Source organism: Streptomyces sp. 2A115, assembly GCF_052245575.1.
In the GTDB taxonomy this organism is placed as follows: Bacteria; Actinomycetota; Actinomycetes; order Streptomycetales; family Streptomycetaceae; genus Streptomyces.
Genome location: NZ_JBQQCG010000062.1, coordinates 20929 through 39104, shown reverse-complemented (window position 1 = coordinate 39104; position 18176 = coordinate 20929). Strand labels below are relative to the sequence as shown.

Here is an 18176-nt window from a genome sequence, read left to right as displayed (position 1 = left end):
GATACGGAAGACATTCTAGTGGCGGGAACGAAACGGGGCCCACCGCGCGCTGTGCGCGACGGGCCCCGAATCAACCGAAGTCAATGACCGCAGAAAACGACTGCTGTCATCAACTACCTGTCAGGCGCAATTCCCGCTCGACGGGTCGCAGATGTTCGATCCGCCGCCGTCGACGAAGGGATCGTCACCCATGCTGTCGGCGACTCCGAGCGGGTCGAAGACGTCCTTGAACATCTCCCACGACCCTCTGCCCCAGCCGTAGCTCTTGATGTAGCTGGGAGCCTGGGCCGCCGAGACCACCCCTCCGGCGATGCCGAAGGCCTTGTAGGCACCCCGCATCTTCACGGGATCGCCCACCGGCGTCTGCCTGGCCAACGGATGTGCGGGGGCGAAGTCCTGCCCGGTCAGTTCCTGCATCGCAAGCGTGCCCGCGACGGTGGCCCTGTTCGTGTTGATCGCCGCGAGCATCGCGGGGTTGGCGTTCACGTCCTTGGTCACCGCACCGGCGATGTCCTTCGAATTGAGCGCGTTCCACAGCTCACCGGCCTCGGCCTGGGCGACCTTGAGGTCGGCGTCGTTGAGCAGCCCGTTCCCCTTGACCCGGGCCCTGCGGTCGTCCTCCAGGAGGTTCGAGAGGGCGACCATGGCATTGGACGCCTTCTGCATGTGCCAGAGCTTTCCGGTCTTCTGACCGGAGTTGAACTCCTGGATGAGGGCCGTGGTGGTCTTGCCGTCGCCGTAGACGTCGGCGTCCTGGACGAAGTCACGCGCGTACAGCTGCCCGAGCGCCTTGTCGAGGTCCTGGTTGGCGACGGCCGGCTTGCGGGCGATCGGCTTCGACGCGCCGGGGTTCGGCGTGGCGACGCAGATCAGGCAGACGCCGTCGGTGCCGGTGGCGCCTCCGCACACGTCCATGATGCCCTCGGCGCACGGCAGATGGCCGTCCATCTCCACGAAGCTCGTGGGGTTACCGCCGGTGAAGGCGTACCGGTTGCCGGTCATCGGGTCGGTGCCGAGGTCGCTGTCGGCGAGGGCGCCGTTGTACATGTCCCGGGTGGTGAATCGGTTGAGACCCGGGTTGTACTCGCGGAAACCCATGTCATACGTGCCCGAATTGGCGTCCCAGCGCTTGGCGTTGTAGCGGTAGGGGTTGTACGCCTCCTTGGTGGGGTCGGCGGTGTCGGGCTTGTCGATGCCGGTGAACTCGGAGTCGTCGTTCTTGCCGTAGGCGGTGTAGCCGTAGGTGGCCTTGGTGTCGCCGTCCTTCGTCGTCAGGGTCTCGACGTCGGAGTGGCCGTTGTAGCCGTAGTAGCCGTCCTCGGTCGTGCCGTCGGTGTTGTGCGTGATCTGTGACAGTCGCTCGCCCCACGGGCTGTACTGGTACGACTTGGTCAGCTTGCCGGCGACCTCCTCGCCCAGGACCTCCGTGGACATGCCGAGGTAGTCGTAGTCGGTGGTCTTGCCGTCCACCGTCTTCGACGTCGTGCGGTCCAACGGGTCGAAGGTGTACTTCGTCGACTTCAGCAAGCCGGAGTCGTCGAGCTTTTGCGCGTCGACGACGTGGTCGAACCCGTCGTAGACGCTTCGCTCGATGGTCTTGCCGCCCCCGGTGACGGACTCCTGCCGGCCGAACGGGTCGTAGTTGTACGAGAACGCCGTGCCCGACGTCGTCGACGACAGGAGCCGGTTGCGGTCGTAGTCGTAGGTCGAGGTCTTGTCGCCGACCGTCTGCGAGACGACGTTGGCGTTGTCGTCGTGGACGTAGGTGTCGGTGCCCGCGCCCGTACCGGTCTTCACGGACTTCGCCAGGCGGTCGGCCGGGTCGTAGGTGAAGTCGGTGGTCGAGGAGAGGAGCGCCGTGTGATCGTCGGCGTTCATCTTCTTCGCGACGTCCTGCGCCCGGTTCCCGTTCGGGTCGTAGGCGTAGGTGTGGTCGCTGACCAGGGTGCTGTTGGGCTTCTTCTCGGTCTGGGTCTTGAGGGACCCGTTGAGGTAGTAGCCGTAGTCGACGGTGTTGTTGTTGGCCTTGGTCTCCTTCAGCTTCAGACCGCGGTCGGTGTACGTGTACGAGGACACCTTCGGCGAGGCGTCGGTGGCCGACGTGCCGACCGACACTGTCTTGACCAGCTCGCGAAGGTCGTAGGTGTACTTGGAGTACTGGTCGGGGTGGCTGACGGTGTCCGGCTGGCTGTTGGCGTCGTACGTGTACGACGTCGCCTTCTTCTCCTGTCCCGCCAACGCCTCGGTGACCCTGGCGATCTGGTTGAGGCCGGTGTACGTCAGCGTGTAGGCGTCGATCCTGGCACCGGAAGAGGTGTCGTCGATCGAGGTCAGATTGGCGTTGGCGTCATAGGCGTAGGCGAAGGAATTCTTCTCGCTGTCTGTCTCGCCGGCCGTGTCGCGCACCAGCTTGACGCCGTCGGCGACCGCGATGCCGCCGCTGTTCTGGTCCAGCTTCAGCTTGGCGCCCTCGTCCCGCTTGAGGCTGTACGAGCCCAGCGACACCCACGTGCCGGTGTTCGCGTTCTGGTCCTTCGTCACCGATGGCTCAGTCGTCGTCCCGTGCGTGAGCGTGTACTTGGCCGTCGTCGCGGCACCGGTCACCTTCGGGAACCTCACATACGCGGCGTACGTGCCGTCCTTCGGGATGTTCAGCGTCCATGTGAACGCGTCCGTGCCCGTGCCCGCCGCGTGCGTCTGGTGGTCGTAGCCCTGCTGACCGGCGATGTCCGCCTTGGGCCAGGTACCCGTGTAGGCGGTGTTCTGGGTGTCGGAGTTGTCCACCAGGACGACCGACTTGCCGACCGGCACACCGTCGTCCGATTTCGACTTGAGCTTGCCGTCGGGGTAGTACGACCACGACATGGTGCGGTCGGACGAGCCGCCGGCCGAGGTGAGCGTGCGGGCGGTCTGCTTGCCGATTTCGTTGTAGTCGTAGGTGGTCGCGATGTCCCACGGGTCGGTGGATTTCCTCGTCCAACCGTTGTCGAAGTACTCGAAGGTGGTGTCGTTGCGGACCGTCTGGCCCTCGGACGGCGGCATCGAGGTCGTGGTGACCCGGCCCACCGCGTCGTAGTCGGTCCGTGTGTAGACGTTCGCCTTGTTGTAGCGGGAGTCCGCCGGGTCGTACGGCTGGTACTGCTTGACCGGCCGGTTCAGCGCGTCGTACTCGGTACGCGCGGTGAAGTCGTCCGCGGCCGCGGTGGCGACGCCTCGCGGTGTGATCACCTTGGTGGTGTTGCCGACCTGGTCGTACTCGAACTTCGTCGACCGCGTCGTGGTGCCCGAGTACGGGACCTTGACCTCGGTCTGCTTGCCGCGCTCGTCATAGGTGACGTTCACGATGTTGTTCTCGGCGTCCGTGGTCGAGATCGCCAAGGAGTCCTTGTCGTAGGACTTCTTGCTGGTCTTGCCCGCGGCGTCGGTGAGCGTGATGACCCGGTGGTTCAGGTCGTAGTCGGTCTTCGTGGTGTAGTCGTCCGGGTCGGAGGTCGCGTTCTTCTTCGGGTCGACGACCTTGGTGAGGTTGCCGACGTTGTCGTAGCCGTAGGAGACCTTGTCGCCCGCCGCGTTGACCACGGAGGTGAGCTCGTAGATCTCGTCGTAGTTGTTGGTGGTGACGTAGTCGGTCGTGTCCGCCGACGTCAGCGAGCCCTTGGGCTCCGTCGTCGTTTTGAGGTTGCCGACCTTGTCGTACGTGTAGGTCGCCTTCCGCTCGTCGGACGTCGCCGTGTCCTTGGGAGACGTGGCCTCGCTGACCTGGTCGGACTTGTCGTACACGGCCGTGGAGAACGCGCCGCCCGGTGACGTCGACTTCGTGATGTTGTCGTTGGCGTCGTAGACCGGCGCCGGTGTCGTGATCAGTACGCCCGCGGCCTGGTTCTTCGGCACGGTCTTGACCAGCGGACGCCCGTACGTGTCGTACGTCTGCGTGGTCACCTTGAGGTCGGCGTCGGTGACTTGGGTGACCTGGCCGCGTTCGTCGTACACGAACGAGGTGGACTTGCCGAGCGCGTCGGTGATCTTCGTCGGGTAGCCCGTGGGACCGAAGGCGCTGTTGGTGCTCGGGTTGCCGTTGGCGTCCGTCGCCTTGGTCAGCTCGCCGTAGGTGTCGTACTCGTAGGACGTGGTGTAGTCCCCGGCGGTGCCGGTGGTGGCGACGCCCTTCGGGTCGGTGACCGTCTTCAGGTTCCCGAACGTGTCGTACGCGAACTGCCACTTGCGCCCCTCGGGGGACGTCTTTGTGTACAGGTCGGCCGAGTAGCCGTCGAGCCGGGTCTGGTACTCGTACCTGACTGAGTTGGCCGGGTAGGTGCCCGGCGCACAGTCCGACTGGGGCGGAACCCCGGCCTTGTTGTTCTCCGGGTCGCGCTGCCAGAGCGGGTAGCCGGTCTTCGCGTCGTAGCAGTACACGGTCTTGGCGCCGTTGTCCTCTTCGAGGTACGTGACGTTGTTGTCCGCGTCCCAGCCCGTCTTCGCGACCTGCGACTTGGCGTTGGTGTTCTGCACCGGACGGCCGAAGTCATCTGCCACGTGCGTGGTGACGTGCGACTCGGCGTCGGTCACCGTGGAGTCGGTGAACTCAGGGTTCGTGGCGTTCGCCGCGTACGTGAAGCCCGTGGCACCGCCCGCGCGGTCGGTGATTGTCTTGGTCCACCAGTGGTACTTCGGGTCGTCGCCGGCCTTCGGTTCGTTGAACGCCAGACCGGTGCCGTTGCCGCGCGGGTCGGTGATCCGGACCAGTTTGACGTTCTTGTTGCCCTGCGTGGCGTCGTAGTCGAAGCCGAACACCTTGGGCTGCGACGAGCCCGCGCCGTCGGTCAGTTTCGTCAGGAGCGCCTGGTCCGAGTACTCGAACGTCAGCTTGCGCCCGGACACGTCGACCATGGACTGGACGTGGTCGACGACCTTCGGGAACGGCGCCTCGCTCTTGTCGTAGTAGTCGACGGTGAGCGACTGCCGACCCGCGGGGTCGGTGATGTACTTGAGGTACTTGGTGGGCTTGCCGCCCGACTTGTGCTCCTCGTAGGTGTACGTCTGCGTGTTGGCGTTCCGGTCGACGACCGAGGTCAGGTAGCCGTCGCAGCCGAAGAGGAAACGCGTCCCGTCCGGGCGCGTGAGCGTCCAGGCGTCGGGGACCGGGTCCTTGTCCGGCGTGCAGTCCAGGCCCGCCTTCATGGTGACCTTGTAGTGCACTCCGGCCGGGGCCTTCCACGACCCGTCCGGCTGCTTGCTGAAGACGTGGGTCGTGCCGTCGCCGTCCGGGAGACGGATCTCCGTCGGGTTGGGGTTGGGGTGGAAGTCCAGCGGAGCCCCGAGCCGGACGGGACCGGCTGTCTGCCCCGACCAGCCGGCGCCGAGGACGGTGTCACTCGTGTCGAGGGAGTTGTAGGAGAAGCGGGCGAAGGTGTTCAGGCCGCGGCCCGGGTTGTTGAACGCGTTGTACGACCAGACCGAGTTGCCCGAGGCCAGGTTGTTCATGACCGTAGCGCCGGAACCGGTGTTCTTGCCGGTGTAGGAGTAGAACTTCTCCAGGCCCAGCGAGTTCGAGGTGGGGTCCTCGACGGCCACGTTCTGCTTCAGGGCCGGGATGGCGCCCGTGCCCGCGGACAGCCAGCTGCCGTCGGCGATCTTGCGGACGTCCCAGCCCAGCACGTACTCGGTGCGCTTGTTGCCCGAGTCTGAGTTGATCGGCGTCTTGACCTGCGCCTTGATCGTCGCGGACTGGCCCGGGCTCAGGGCCGGGATGGCGGTGGCGGCCTGGTTGCCGCCGGTCGTCACGTCCGTGCCGTCCGGGAGCTTCCAGGTGTAGGACAGCTCGCGCTCACCTGTCGCCCAGGCGCTGGAGGTGGTGTTGGTGACCGTGAAGTCCACCGTGTACGTGGAGTTGGGGGTCATGCGGGCCGGGGTCTGCGGCGCGTAGTAGGTGTCCTCGGTGGTCGAGTCGACGTAGATGACGCGCAGCAGCGGGCCGATCTGCTGGTCGGCGGTCTCCGAGGCCAGGAAGAGGGTGCGTTCCTGCGGGCCGCCGGCGGTCTCGTCCTTCAGCTTGACCAGGGCGCCCTTGTTGCTGGTCGGGGTTTTGATCCAGCCCTGGGTCAGGGAGGTGGCGTCCCACCAGTGGCGGCCCACGTCGTACACGCTGGCCACGGTGTCGGAGACGGTGGCCGAGTAGTCGCCGCCCGCGCTGGTCCAGGCGGTCGACGAGTCAGCGTTGTTCCAGGTGGCGGTGGTCTCGCCGAAGTCCCGGTTCAGGCCGTGGAGTTCGTAGATCGCACCATCGGTGTCGGTGGTGGTCTCCGCGCCCCACATGAACATGCGTGACTCCAGCACCGTGGCGCTGGTGGGGATGTCGCCGGTGGGGAACTTCATCGCCGCTCGGGTCTTGCCGTACGTGGGCGAGTTGTTGCCCACGGACAGCCATTTCTGGCCCACGTCCCAGGAGTTGATGGTGTCCTGGTTGGTGGTCGGCTGCGCGGAGGACAGGGTGGTGTCCGTGACCCCGGCGCCGCTGCCCTGGATCAGCTTCATGGTGCGGCCGGCCTTGGGCACCCCGACGATGCGGGTCGGCGAGCCGAGCAGCTGCCCGTCGGTGGTCTTGACCGCGATCTGGTAGTAGTACGACCGGCCGATCTCCGCCGCCGAGCTGTCCGAGGTCGGGGTCGCGGTGGTGTCCGTATGGGAGGTGGCCGCCTTGTCGATGGGCGCCACCAGCGTGGCCGCGGACGGCGTGAACGCCTGCTGCGTGGAGCGGTGCAGCTGGTATTCGGCGATGTCCAGGTCGCTGTCGCCGGTGGTGTTCGCGTACGCCTTCCACGACAGTTCGGGACCGGTGGAGTGGACGACGGTGGGCGAGTTCAGCGTGGTGCCGACCTTGCCGTAGGTGACCGTCAGCCTGGGGATGGTGGAGGTCTCGCCGCCGTAGTCGCCGTCACCGGCCTCGTAGCGCGGGCCGCCCAGCGGACCGCTGGTGGACTCGTCCTCGGCCTTGAGGACGAACCCGTGGTTGGTCGCGGTGCCGTCCACCCACTGCTGGACGGTGTCGGTGACCGGGAACTTGTGCCACTGGTTGTACTCACCGATGTTCTTCACGATCGACGCCGGGTTCACCCAGCGCACCGCATCCGCGATGACCGCCGTCGAGGCGTCCGTGTCGCCCAGGACGACCTTGCCGGCCGTTCCCTTGGCGAAGTCGATCTGCGAGCCGCCCTTGAGGGACGCCCACACCCCACCCGAACCAGCCGTCTGGTCCACGGTGTAGGCGGCGGTGCCGCCGCTGCCCGTCACCGTGTACGGGGCGGCCATGGACCGGTCGGAGTACTGCACGTAGTGCGCGTCCACCCGGTAGGAGGCCGTCTCCGGCAACTTCGGCTGCCAGGTGTAGGTGTCCGTGGTGATGGAGTCCTTGTTGTAGAGGTAGTCACCCCCGATGCCGTATTGGGTCTGCCCTCCGGCCTTCCAGGTGCCGACGGCCGCCGTGGTGCCAACGTCCCCGTCATCGACCTGAACGCTCGTGCCGGACAGTTCCCCCACCAGCGCACTGGTGCTGTTCCAGGTCGCCCCCGTCTCCGACCACGTGCCGGTGGCCCGGTGCACCTCGATCGGGACGTCGGCGCCGCCCGTGGTGTGCGTGTTGTCGAAGTACATCTCCAGGCGCGCCGAGTCGAGCTCGGTGCCTGAGGGGATCTCGTCCAGCGGGAACTTGATCAGAGAACGGGCGGTACCCGGAGTCGTCCGCCCCACGGCCAGCTTCCACGACTGCCCGTAGTTCGTCGTGGGCGCCTCCTGCAGCACCATCGCGTCCTGCGAGCCGGACGGCGACGGCGCGATCGTGATCGTCGGATCGACAACCACCGGATACTGCCGCTCCTTCGCCGCCAGCCACTTCGCGTCCGGCGTGAGGGTCAGCTGCCAGTCGCTGCCGTCCCGGGTCAGCTTCTGCGTCACCTTGGAGCTGTAGGCGTGGCCGTACGGGGAGGCGGCGTCCTTGCGCGCGTCCGTCATGAACGCCGCCGGGATCACCATCACCGGCGTATTCGGCAGCTCCCCGAACAGCGCGATCGAGCCGTCCTCGCGCGCCTTGGGCACCAGCCCGTCGGCATCCAGGGTGAACGTGAACGACAACGGGCCGTCCGGGGCTTCGGCCAGGGTGATGTTCTCCTTCACCCGGCCCGGACCGGTCACGTACTCGACATCGGCGCCGTGCACCGCGTCCCTGTAGGTGACCGTGCTGCCCTTGACCTCGGGCTTCAGCGTCTTGCCCGCGTCCTTGAGGCCGAGGGTGACCGACCGGCCGTCGGGCGCCTCGAAGCGCAGCAGCCGGCCGGTGTCCGAACCGAACCAGCTCTTACCGGAGTTCGTCGTGTTGGCGAAGTCGAAGCCCTTCGCCCCACTCGCGTGGACCTCGGTGTCGATGGACTTCCAGGACTTCGACTTCGCGTCCCGGTAGGAGGTCGGCTGCGCCGACAGCTCCGCCTGCACCCGGCCGTCGGACAACTGCCAGAACCGCGCGTTCGACGTCCGTTTTCCCGTCAGCTCTCTGACCCGTTTGGCCTCCGGGTCCTTCTTTCCCCTGGGAAGTTTCTGCCGGTCGGCTATCCCCAGTTCATCATGCGACGGGGGTTTATCCACTTTCTTTCTGTCGCCCGCGCCATCATCCGCGAACCAGCCCTTGAAGGTGTCGACGATTCCCTCGTCGTCACCATCAGAGGGAGACGCGGCATAAGCGACCTGCGGCAGCGCAGTACTCGTCACCGCGGATACCACCAGGCACGCGATAAGCCTGCCCAATCTGGATCTCACGCCAAACCTTTCCTCATACATCGCAACCGAAGCATGCCGCCAGCCCATCTCTGCCTGCAGGAACAAGAAGTCACAGGCCACCGGCCCCGAGTTTTTAATCACTTGATTGACACAGCGTCAAGTGGCCGGACATTGGTGATGGTTGGCACAGTTGACATTAAACAGGCTGCCCTGTGTCCGATATTTCCGCTCGCTGGCCATCAGTCGATGACGTGGTGTATAACCGCCCCGTTCCAACCCGAGCATTCACAATTCTGATTTCGAGGGAGAATTCATGGGCGGCACAATCCGGAAATCCTCGACACCCCGGCCGGGGTCCGAGGAATCGGACGGCATCGCCGCCCCGGAACCGGCCGGAACGCCCGCGGACAAGAAACCGGCAGAAACCCCGGCGCACGCGGAAACACCCGATACCGAAAAGAAGTCAGCGGCGGACCAGACCGAACCTGCGGACCCCACACCACAACGCCCCGGCCGCGCGGACCGCGCGGGCCTGCTAGCCGCCGCAGCGGCAGTGGCCGCCTGCGGCGGCCTCGTCCTCTACGGCGTGCTTGACACCGACGACAGCGGCAGCAAGCCCGAACGCCGCATCCCCACCGCCTCAGTGACGTACGAAGTGACCGGCCAGGGCACCGCCGACATCACTTACCAGGCCCGCAACGAGACCGGCAAAGCGACCGTCGTCAGCCAAGCCACCCTGCCGTGGCGCACGACCGTCGACGTCCCCCTCGGCAAGGACCCGATCATCAACATCACCCTCGACGAGAAGGGCGGCCAGGCCCGCTGCGCCGTCGCCATCCGCGGCAAGCACGTCCAAAGCGCCACCGCCACCGGCACGTTCGGCCGCGCCACGTGTTCCGGCGTCCTGCCTCGGCCGGACACGACCGAAGGCTGACATCGCGCCGCGAAGCAGGCAGCCCGCGGGTCGCGGCGTTCGGACGAGGGCAGCACGAGCAGACTGCACTCGGGCCCGGCCGTGCCCCCCCTTGCGCCTCACCCTTCATGCTCTGCACCGCGGCGCCGGCCGCTCGCGCGAGCTGGCAGAGCTGCGGCGCTTCGGGACGGTGTTTGACGCCGGCGGGATGGACCGCGACCGTCGGAGTTTCGATATGGATCACGGTCGCACAAGCGCCGCGCCCGGTCACGTCCATGGGCGTCCCCCCGCACCGGCACAGTGCTCGCTCCAGCGAGCACTGTGCGCTCGAACCATGGGTAACCGCCGGTCAGTTCGTCCCGGTGAGTTACCCGGCTCGCTGCCGGGTCCAGGGGGAGTCCGCGCACCGGTTCGCCGTACTACTGGGAGAAGTTGCCGCCGAACGGGCCTGGCAGGTGTCAGGGGGACGGGACACACTCCCTGTCCCCCGCCTTGGTCGGTCACGTCAGGCGGTCGACTGTGTCTCCTTCTGTCGGCAGTACAGGAAGAGGTGGGGCTCGGGGACGGCGTCGGGGTGGGCCGGGGTGATCATCGCGTGGTGCTTGGACTCCACCGCCAGACCTGCCCTGCTTACGAGGGACACGAGGTCCTCGGTGGCGAAGCTCGTCGCCCGGACCTGCTGCCCCATGAACACGACTTCGACGTCCTCCACGTCGGCGGGCACGGTGGCGAGCACCAGACCGCCTCCCGGCCGCAGGCCCCACACCAGCCGCCGAATCAGATCCGACTGCCGCTCGCGGGACATCTGCAGCAACGAGAAGTACACGCAGACCGCGTCGAACGAGCCATCCTCGATCGCAGCGCGCGGAAGACCCGCGTGACGGCCGACAGCGGCGCCGCTTGCAACGGGATGTGATGGCACGGCAGGGTTCGGGACGTGGCCACTTTGCTGATCGTGCATCACACGCCTTCACCCCACTGCCAGGCGATGTTCGAAGCCGTGGTGTCCGGCGCGACGGCACCGGAGATCGAGGGCGTCCGAGTCGTACGGCTCGCCGCGCTGTCCGCGACGGCGTCGGACGTACTGGCCGCGGACGGATACCTGCTCGGCACCCCGGCGAACCTCGGCTACATGTCCGGCGCCCTCAAGCACTTCTTCGACCAGGTGTACTACCCCTGCCTGGACGCTACACGCGGTCGCCCATTCGGCTTCTACGTGCACGGCGGGAACGATACGACAGGGGCCCTGCGCGGGATCGAGTCGATCACGACGGGCCTCGGCTGGCGCCGTGCAGCCGAGCCGGTGACCGTCACCGGCGAGCCGAGCAAGGCCGACATCGAGGCGTGCTGGGAGCTCGGCGCGACGGTCACAGCCGGGTTGATGGACTGACCGCGGGGAAGCAAGGCGGAAGTGTGATCCGCCGCTGTGCGGTGTCCCGCATTCCGGCGGATCGGGGAGCGCTCGAACTGACCGTGACCGAGGGTCGTTCGAGACGGGCTGTGCCCTCCTCCTGCCGGAAGTGACCATGACGACTGAGGCCCCGGCCATGCGCAGCGACAGCATCAGCAGAAGGTGCATCCCAGAACGCGCTGCACCCGCGGCAGCGCTCCACGCACCGTCAACCTCCTCCTCCCCGCCGCCTGCACGCCCTTCAGTCCCGCAACCACGCCGACGAGCGAGATCCGGACTGACGATACGTCAGGTATGGCCCGGCAAGGAATCAGCAGCCGACTCCACGGCCGACGCCGCATTCCTGCGGCCGGAGTACTGGCAGCGCAAGCTCTGCCAACTCGCCGGAAAGCGCGAGTTCACCCAGGAGGAGCGTGACAGCGTGCCTGCCGCTGTGCCGCAGGCCGTGCCCGCCGGACGCGAAGGTCCACCACCTCAACCGGCCCTCGCATTCGTAGCACCCTGTCGCTGTTGACTCCGATACGGGCGACCGCATCGAGTTCTCCGTGACACCCTCAACCGGGCCACCGCCCGATCGCGCCCGAACGGCTGGAGACGACGGCCCTGCCCGCCTCCCACCTCGCCCCACCGCACCATCGCCGTCGCCCTGCCGATCGTCGCCGTGCTCACCGACCCGCACCTCCGCTTCGGCGAGCTACAAGCCGCCGCCCAACAGCGCGCCGAGTGAACGGCGGACGGATTGGAAGGGACAGGGAGGGGCAGATGACCGGCATCATGTCATGGGCATGATGAGCACTCTTCCCCCCACAGGAGGATCACCGTGACACTCAGAAACGCCGCGCGGGCGCTGACCATCATGCTGGTGGTGGCGCTGTCGTGGACCATCGGTCAGGCCACGGCCTCGGCCGCGCCCGCACCTCCGGCGGCCACCGCTGCGATCGTCTTAACGTACGACACGGAGGGGGCCGCGGAGTTCGTCGACGCGGTCCACAGCGGTGCGGAGGTCTGGAACGAGAGCGTGGCCAACGTCCAACTGGAGCCGGTGGCCGCGGGTGACGAGGCCAACATCGAGATCCTCGCGGACGACGGCTGGCCGCGCGCCCAAACCACCAGCCTGGGCAACGGCACCGTGTGGATGGGACGGCAGGCGGTGAACGAGGGCTACCACACCATCCGCATCGCCGCGCACGAACTCGGCCACATCCTCGGGCTGCCCGACGCGAAACCGGGCCCGTGCAGCAGCCTCATGTCCGGCTCCTCGGCCGGGGTCGACTGCACCAACCCCGACCCGGACGCCGCCGAACGAGCCGCCGTCGAAGACAACTTCGCCACCGTCGGCAACAGCCCGGCACACGCCTACGAGCCGCGGATGTACCTGGACTGACCGTTCCGTTCCTGACGGTTCCCAGCAGATTCACAGCACTTCACGATGCCCTGCCCCCTCGTGCCTCCTGGTGGCTCCTGGTGCCTGGTGTGCGACGGGGCAGGGCATCGTGCACGGCGCTCGGTAGCGTCCTCAACCTCACGATCAGGACCATCCGCGGCCCCAAGGACACCTCCGGCAGGCGGTCACATAACGGGTGGTTCAGCCAGAAGTACGACGCGATCGGCTTCAACGACGGCGTACTGCGTTCTGAGCAGGCACAACCCGAAGACAGCGTGGCCGCGATGCTGCCGGTATTCGTCGAACACAAGGAAGCGCTGGCCTGGCTGGAGGCCGAACGGGCAAACCTTCAGTCCTGCGTTGCCCACGTCTCCACTGTCGGCGACCCGGTCCGCGCCACCGGGGCAACTTGGGAAGTCGGCACGGGTCAAGGCCCGTCCCCTACGATCACCAACGCTCGATCACACCGGTACTGGCCGCGAGGGGGAGTGGATGCCTGCCGGGGAAGACGACGGACCATACGCGTACGACGCGTTCATCTCGTACACGTGGCGACCGGACATCGCTATGGCCGAGGCCGTGCAGGACGGCCTGCAACGCTTGGCCAAGCCCTGGACCAAACGGCGCGCCCTGCGCGTCTTCCGCGACGACACGCACATGGAGGCCACCGACGATCTGTCCGGTGCCCTTGAGGCCACACTGGCCGACTCACGATTTCTGGTTCTGGTGGCGTCGCCGCACAGCGCCGGATCCACGTACGTCCGTAGAGAGGTGCGATGGTGGCGGGCCCATCGCAGCAGCCGGGACTTCTTGATCGCCTGGGTCGATGGCTCCCTGGCATGGGACGACGACCGCGGGGACTACGACTGGGAACGGACCACCGCTCTGCCCGACGATCTGCGCGGCTGGTTCCGAACGGAGCCCCTGACAGCGGACATGCGGGACTTCACCATGCGTCGGGATGTGTCGCTGCGTACCGACGACCGGTTCCGCACACGGGTGGCGACACTGGCGTCGAGAATCCACGGCAAGCCGAAGGACGAGCTGGTCGGCCGTGATCTCGACGAGCCACGCAAAGGCCGCACTTGGCGGCGTACGGCTGTCGCGGCGGTGTCCCTGGTGACGGTCGCGGCACTCGTCGCAGGGGCCTCATGGCTTCGAGAGGGCAGCCGTGCCGAGCGTGCGGAAGACGTCGGCCTCTCCCGGAGTTTGGCGAAGGTCGCGGAGAACCGGCTGGATGACAACGCCACCGACGCCGCGCGGTTCGCACTCGCCGCCCGAGCGGCTGCCGACACACCGGAAGCCCGGGCCGCACTCATGGCGGCCGCCGACGCGACTCGGCACACGGTCGCCCAGGTCCGCGGGCCGGTCCCGCTGCCGTCCCGCAACGTTCCTGTTTCGGCGCCCCCGGATGCCAGCGTCGCACTGAGCGACGACGGGTCCCTGCTCGCGTACGGCACTCGGGGCGAGGGGGTGATCACGCTGTGGGACACCCGGAAACGGCGTGCGGTCGGAACGCTCGATCCCCAGCGCTACGGCTCCTACCCCGGCGTACAAGAGCTGTGGTTCCTTCCCGGCAGCCGCCGTCTACTCGGTCTCCACGCGGAGCGGGTGATTTCCCGGTCGCCCTGCATGAAGACAGGGCCCCTGGTGCGGTTCGGAGTTGCTGAGACAACGAAGGCGATAAAAGCGTCGGCCGGACCGCACCCATGGCTGACGGCGTTGTCGATGAGTTCGCCAACGCTGCGGGCGCCCTGAGCACCGGGGGACGCACCAAGTTGCCCCAACCTCCGCCGTCACACACCTTGTTGGGCGCCACTCGCGTACATAACATTGCCCGGCAAGGGAAATTTTGAATCGTTTCAAGTACGCCTTCGTTGTCCGCGGCGACACAGCGAGCGAGGAACACGCATGGGCCAGTCCTGGAACCGAAGACTCTTCCTGAAAGGCACGACGGCGGGCGTGGGCGCCGGGTTCACCGCGCTCCCCTCCGGCCCGGCGGCGGCCGCCGGCACACCCGCGCGGGGTCCGGAGGACGACCGCACCGGAGCACTCCGCATCGAGCGCACCACCGTCGAGTACACCGAGCGGCTCCTCGGTACCGACGTCGAACTCCCCCGCCTCAGCTGGGAGCTGTCCGCTACTGGGCAAGACGCCCGGCAGAGCGCGTACCAGGTCCAGGTGGCCCTCGACTCCAGGCAGCTGACGGACCGCACCGGGGCTGCGACCAGGCTGGTCTGGGACTCGGGGAAGGTGGCGTCCGACCGCAGCGTGAGCGTCCCCTACGACGGGCCTGCGCAGCGCCCCCGTACTCGCTACCACTGGCGGGTACGGGTCTGGGACGGCGCCGGGCGACCCTCCCGTTGGAGCGAGGTCCGCTGGTGGGAGACAACGTTGTCGGACGCTGAGTGGCAGGCCCGCTGGATCGGCGCCGACCTGCCCCCGCAGCCGCCCTCCCTCTCCGGTGCCTCGTGGATCTGGTCGCCGGACGCCACGTCCTCCGACGCCCCCGTGGGACCGCGCTGGTTCCGGGCGGTGCTGCGTCTGCCGGACGGCACGCGGGTGCGGCGGGCCACCGTCGTCGCCACCGCCGACGACGACTTCACTCTCCATCTGGACGGCCGGCAGGTGCTGCACGCGCCGGAGCAGCAGGACGGCTGGCGCACCGGCCGTGCCGTCGATGTCACCGACATCACCGAGGACGCCCGCGCCGCCGACCGCCCGGTGGTGCTCGCCGCCCGTGCCACCAACCGCCCCGGCGCCTCCGTGAACCCCGGTGGCCTGCTGGTCCGGCTGGTCGTCGAGACGGAGGACGGCGGCCCGCACGAACTGGTCACCGGCCCCGGCTGGCGCGTTGTGGCGACCGAGCCCCAAGAAGGCTGGCAGCGCCCGGAGTTCGACGACACGGCCTGGGCTCCGGCCGCCGTTCTCGCCCCGTACGGGCAGGGTCCCTGGGGCGACGGCGTGAGCGTCACCGTGCCGGAACAGCCCGCGCCGCTGTTGCGCCGCGCCTTCACCGTGCGGCAGCGGATCTCGCGGGCTCGCCTCTACATCAGCGGACTCGCCTACTACGAGGCCGAGATCAACGGCCGCAGGGTCGGCCGGCAGGTGCTCGACCCCGGCTTCACGGACTACGACGAGACCGTGCTGTACGCCGTCCACGACGTCACGGCGCTGCTGCGGCGCGGCGAGAACGCCATCGGCGTCACCCTCGGCCGCGGATTCTTCGGCATGACCACCCCCAACGTCTGGAACTGGCACCGCCCGCCGTGGCACGGCGAGCCCCGGCTGCTGGCCCAGCTGGAGATCGACCACCCGGACGGCTCCCGCACCACCGTCGCCTCGGACGGCGAGTGGCGGATCACCGAGGGGCCGACCCGGTCCAACTCCCTCTACGCGGGCGAGACTTACGACGCACGCCGGGCCCCGGGCGGCTGGACCCGTTCCGGCTTCGACGACAGCGGCTGGCGGACGGCGGGTGTGCAGCGGGCCCCCGGGGGCGCGCTCAGGGCGCAGCCGCACGACCCGATCGAGATCACCGAGACGGTACGGCCGACGGAGATCACCGAGCTCCGCCCCGGGGTGTACGTGGTGGACATGGGCCGCACCATGGCGGGCTGGACCCGCCTCACCGTCCGCGGCGCCGACGCGGGCGCTGTCGTCCGCCTCGTCCACGGCGAAAAGCTGAAGGCCGACGGAAGTGTGCACGCCGAGACCGGCCATGTCCCGGGCCGCTTCCAGACCGACGAATACATCTGCGCGGGCGGCGACGAGGGCGAGGTCTGGGAGCCGAAGTTCTCGTACAAGGGCTTCCGTTACGTGGAGATCCACGGCCTTCCCTCCCGCCCGTCCCCGGAGCAGGTGCTGGGGCGGCTGGTGCACACCCGTGTCGAGGAGGTCAGCTCCTTCGGCTGCTCGGAGCCGTTCTACGAGTGGCTGGACGGTGCCATGCGCCGCACCCTCCTGAACAACCTGCACGGCATCCCGACCGACACCCCCATGTACGAGAAGAACGGCTGGACCGGCGACGCCCAGCTGGGCACGCCGGTGATGGCATACGCCTTTGGGATACACCGCTTCCTGTCCAAGTGGCTGGGCGATCTGGCGGACAGCCAGACCGGCGAGGGGCAGTTGCCGGTGATCGTGCCGAGCGGCGGCTGGGGCTACAAAGAGCTGGCCCCCTCCCCCGAGTGGACGACCGTCTACCCGTTCGTCGTCCGTGAGCTGTACCGGGTGTACGGGGACGAGCGCGTTGCCCGCGAGCACTGGGCGACGCTGACCCGGTACCTGGACTGGGAGTTGTCCCGGCTGCGGGACGGGCTGTCGGTCACGGCGCTCGGCGACTGGGTGGCGCCCGGCTACGAGATCCCCCCGGAGGACACCCGGCTGACCGCGACCGCGTACCTCCACCGGGCGCTGCTGCACACCGCCGAACTGGGCGAAATGCTGGGTGACGGCGAGGTCGTGAAGCGGTACCGGGAGGCGGCCGAGAACCTGAAGACCGCGTTCAACGAGGCGTTCCTGGGTCCGGAGGGCCACTACCGCACGGCGAAGGACCCCGGGTACCGGCAGACGTCCAACGCGATTCCGCTGGCCTTCGGCCTGGTGCCGCCCGGCGCCCGCACCTCCGTCCTTGACAGCCTGGTGGCGGACATCGAGGCGCGCGGCAACCATCTCAACACCGGCTGCCTGGGCACGAGCGTGCTGCTGAAGGTGCTGTGCGCCCACGGCCGCCCGGACGTGGCACACGCCGTCGCTACGCAGCGCACCTATCCCAGCTGGGGGTACTGGCAGGCCAACGGCGCCGACACCATGTGGGAGATGTGGCCGCTGGACTCCCGCTCCCGCGACCACTACTTCCTGGGCACGGCCGCGCAGTGGCTGTACGAGAACGTGGCCGGGCTGCGCCCCGGGGACGCCGGCTACCGCACCTTCTCGGTGCGCCCCGACGCCCGTACGGGAGTGAACTGGGCCCGTACGTCGATCCGTACGGTGCGCGGCGAGGCCGCCGTGTCCTGGTCGCGGCTGGACCGGGAGCTGCGCCTGTCGGTGCGGGTGCCGGTGGGCTCGACGGCCGAGGTGCATGTGCCGTCAGGGGCGCGCGACCGGGTGGCCGCGCCGGAGGGCGCGGAGTTCCTGCGCAGCGACCCCGCGTTCGTCGTCTTCCGTGTCGGGCACGGGGAGTGGGCCTTCACAGGCCGGGCGTGAGCGACCCGACGGCGTGTCGGACGGTGCCCGTTCTCGAACCACCGCGGGCGCGAGCCTCGGCGGCGCGTCACCGGACACGGCACGGTGAACGGGCTCGGCACGACCGCGCACGCCTGCGGTCCACCGGCCGCCGACGCCGTCCCCAAGGGGCTGCCGCCCGTGCGGACGCCCTGCCCGCTTCGCCGTGGGCGCGCTGCGCAGGCTCATGCGACTGCGGTCGTAGTCCGCCCTCTGACTCAGGTTGCAGACGGCAGTGCGGAGATCAGGTCCTGAGCCGATGTGCCGCGATGGCCGTTCTTCGAGAATTTACTCGTGCTGAGCGGCACCGGACGAGACATCGGAACCCGGTGCCGTCGCGAACAACACACGAACAACAGCCGAGCAACGAACCATTGGTTGACTGCTGGACCGAGCGAACACCGCACCCCACCCCACGTACTACCGATGCGCCTGGATCCGCCGCCGTTCCGCCCTGGGACAAGGGCGCTGAATCTCCC

General features: G+C 68.1%; 8 protein-coding genes. 5 read left to right on the top strand and 3 right to left on the bottom strand.

The window, feature by feature from the left end; genetic code table 11:
* Nucleotides 1-120: 120 nt before the first annotated feature.
* On the bottom strand, nucleotides 121-8823 hold the full coding sequence (locus tag ACTWQR_RS38630) for a DNRLRE domain-containing protein (protein ID WP_443231920.1): 8703 nt from the start codon (nucleotides 8821-8823) through the stop codon (nucleotides 121-123).
* A gap of 253 nt (nucleotides 8824-9076) precedes the next feature.
* Here ACTWQR_RS38630 and ACTWQR_RS38625 point away from each other — a divergent pair, with 253 nt between their 5' ends.
* Nucleotides 9077-9697 (top strand): hypothetical protein, encoded by a 621-nt coding sequence (locus ACTWQR_RS38625; RefSeq protein ID WP_443231919.1) that lies wholly within the window; start codon nucleotides 9077-9079, stop codon nucleotides 9695-9697.
* Nucleotides 9698-10181: 484 nt separating this feature from the next.
* Here ACTWQR_RS38625 and ACTWQR_RS38620 read toward each other — a convergent pair whose 3' ends face one another.
* Nucleotides 10182-10502 carry a hypothetical protein gene (locus tag ACTWQR_RS38620; RefSeq protein ID WP_443231918.1) on the bottom strand — a complete coding sequence of 107 codons (321 nt, stop codon included), beginning with the start codon at nucleotides 10500-10502 and terminating at the stop codon, nucleotides 10182-10184.
* Nucleotides 10503-10613: 111 nt separating this feature from the next.
* On the opposite strand from ACTWQR_RS38620, the gene ACTWQR_RS38615 reads away from it, so the two are divergent.
* Together ACTWQR_RS38615 and ACTWQR_RS38610 are read left to right on the top strand one after the other, a co-directional pair.
* Complete coding sequence (locus ACTWQR_RS38615) at nucleotides 10614-11066, top strand: flavodoxin family protein (protein ID WP_443231917.1); 453 nt, start codon at nucleotides 10614-10616, stop codon at nucleotides 11064-11066.
* A gap of 841 nt (nucleotides 11067-11907) precedes the next feature.
* Nucleotides 11908-12471: a snapalysin family zinc-dependent metalloprotease gene (locus ACTWQR_RS38610; protein ID WP_443231916.1), complete on the top strand. Its 564-nt coding sequence runs from the start codon at nucleotides 11908-11910 to the stop codon at nucleotides 12469-12471.
* Nucleotides 12472-12656: 185 nt separating this feature from the next.
* Here ACTWQR_RS38610 and ACTWQR_RS38605 read toward each other — a convergent pair whose 3' ends face one another.
* The gene (locus tag ACTWQR_RS38605; protein WP_443231915.1) at nucleotides 12657-12839 is read right to left on the bottom strand and encodes a hypothetical protein; all 183 of its coding nucleotides are present in this window, start codon (nucleotides 12837-12839) and stop codon (nucleotides 12657-12659) included.
* Nucleotides 12840-12963: 124 nt separating this feature from the next.
* On the opposite strand from ACTWQR_RS38605, the gene ACTWQR_RS38600 reads away from it, so the two are divergent.
* Both ACTWQR_RS38600 and ACTWQR_RS38595 read left to right on the top strand, forming a co-directional pair.
* Nucleotides 12964-14229, top strand: coding sequence for a TIR domain-containing protein (locus tag ACTWQR_RS38600; protein WP_443231914.1), 1266 nt, complete (start codon nucleotides 12964-12966; stop codon nucleotides 14227-14229).
* Nucleotides 14230-14382: 153 nt separating this feature from the next.
* On the top strand, nucleotides 14383-17679 hold the full coding sequence (locus tag ACTWQR_RS38595) for a family 78 glycoside hydrolase catalytic domain (protein ID WP_443231913.1): 3297 nt from the start codon (nucleotides 14383-14385) through the stop codon (nucleotides 17677-17679).
* Nucleotides 17680-18176: the final 497 nt, after the last annotated feature.

Coding starts and splice junctions, on each gene's coding strand:
- ACTWQR_RS38625 (WP_443231919.1), top strand. CDS start 9,077: ATGGGCGGCACAATCCGGAAATCCTCGACACCCCGGCCGGGGTCCGAG.
- ACTWQR_RS38595 (WP_443231913.1), top strand. CDS start 14,383: ATGGGCCAGTCCTGGAACCGAAGACTCTTCCTGAAAGGCACGACGGCG.
- ACTWQR_RS38630 (WP_443231920.1), bottom strand. CDS start 8,823: ATGTATGAGGAAAGGTTTGGCGTGAGATCCAGATTGGGCAGGCTTATC.
- ACTWQR_RS38600 (WP_443231914.1), top strand. CDS start 12,964: ATGCCTGCCGGGGAAGACGACGGACCATACGCGTACGACGCGTTCATC.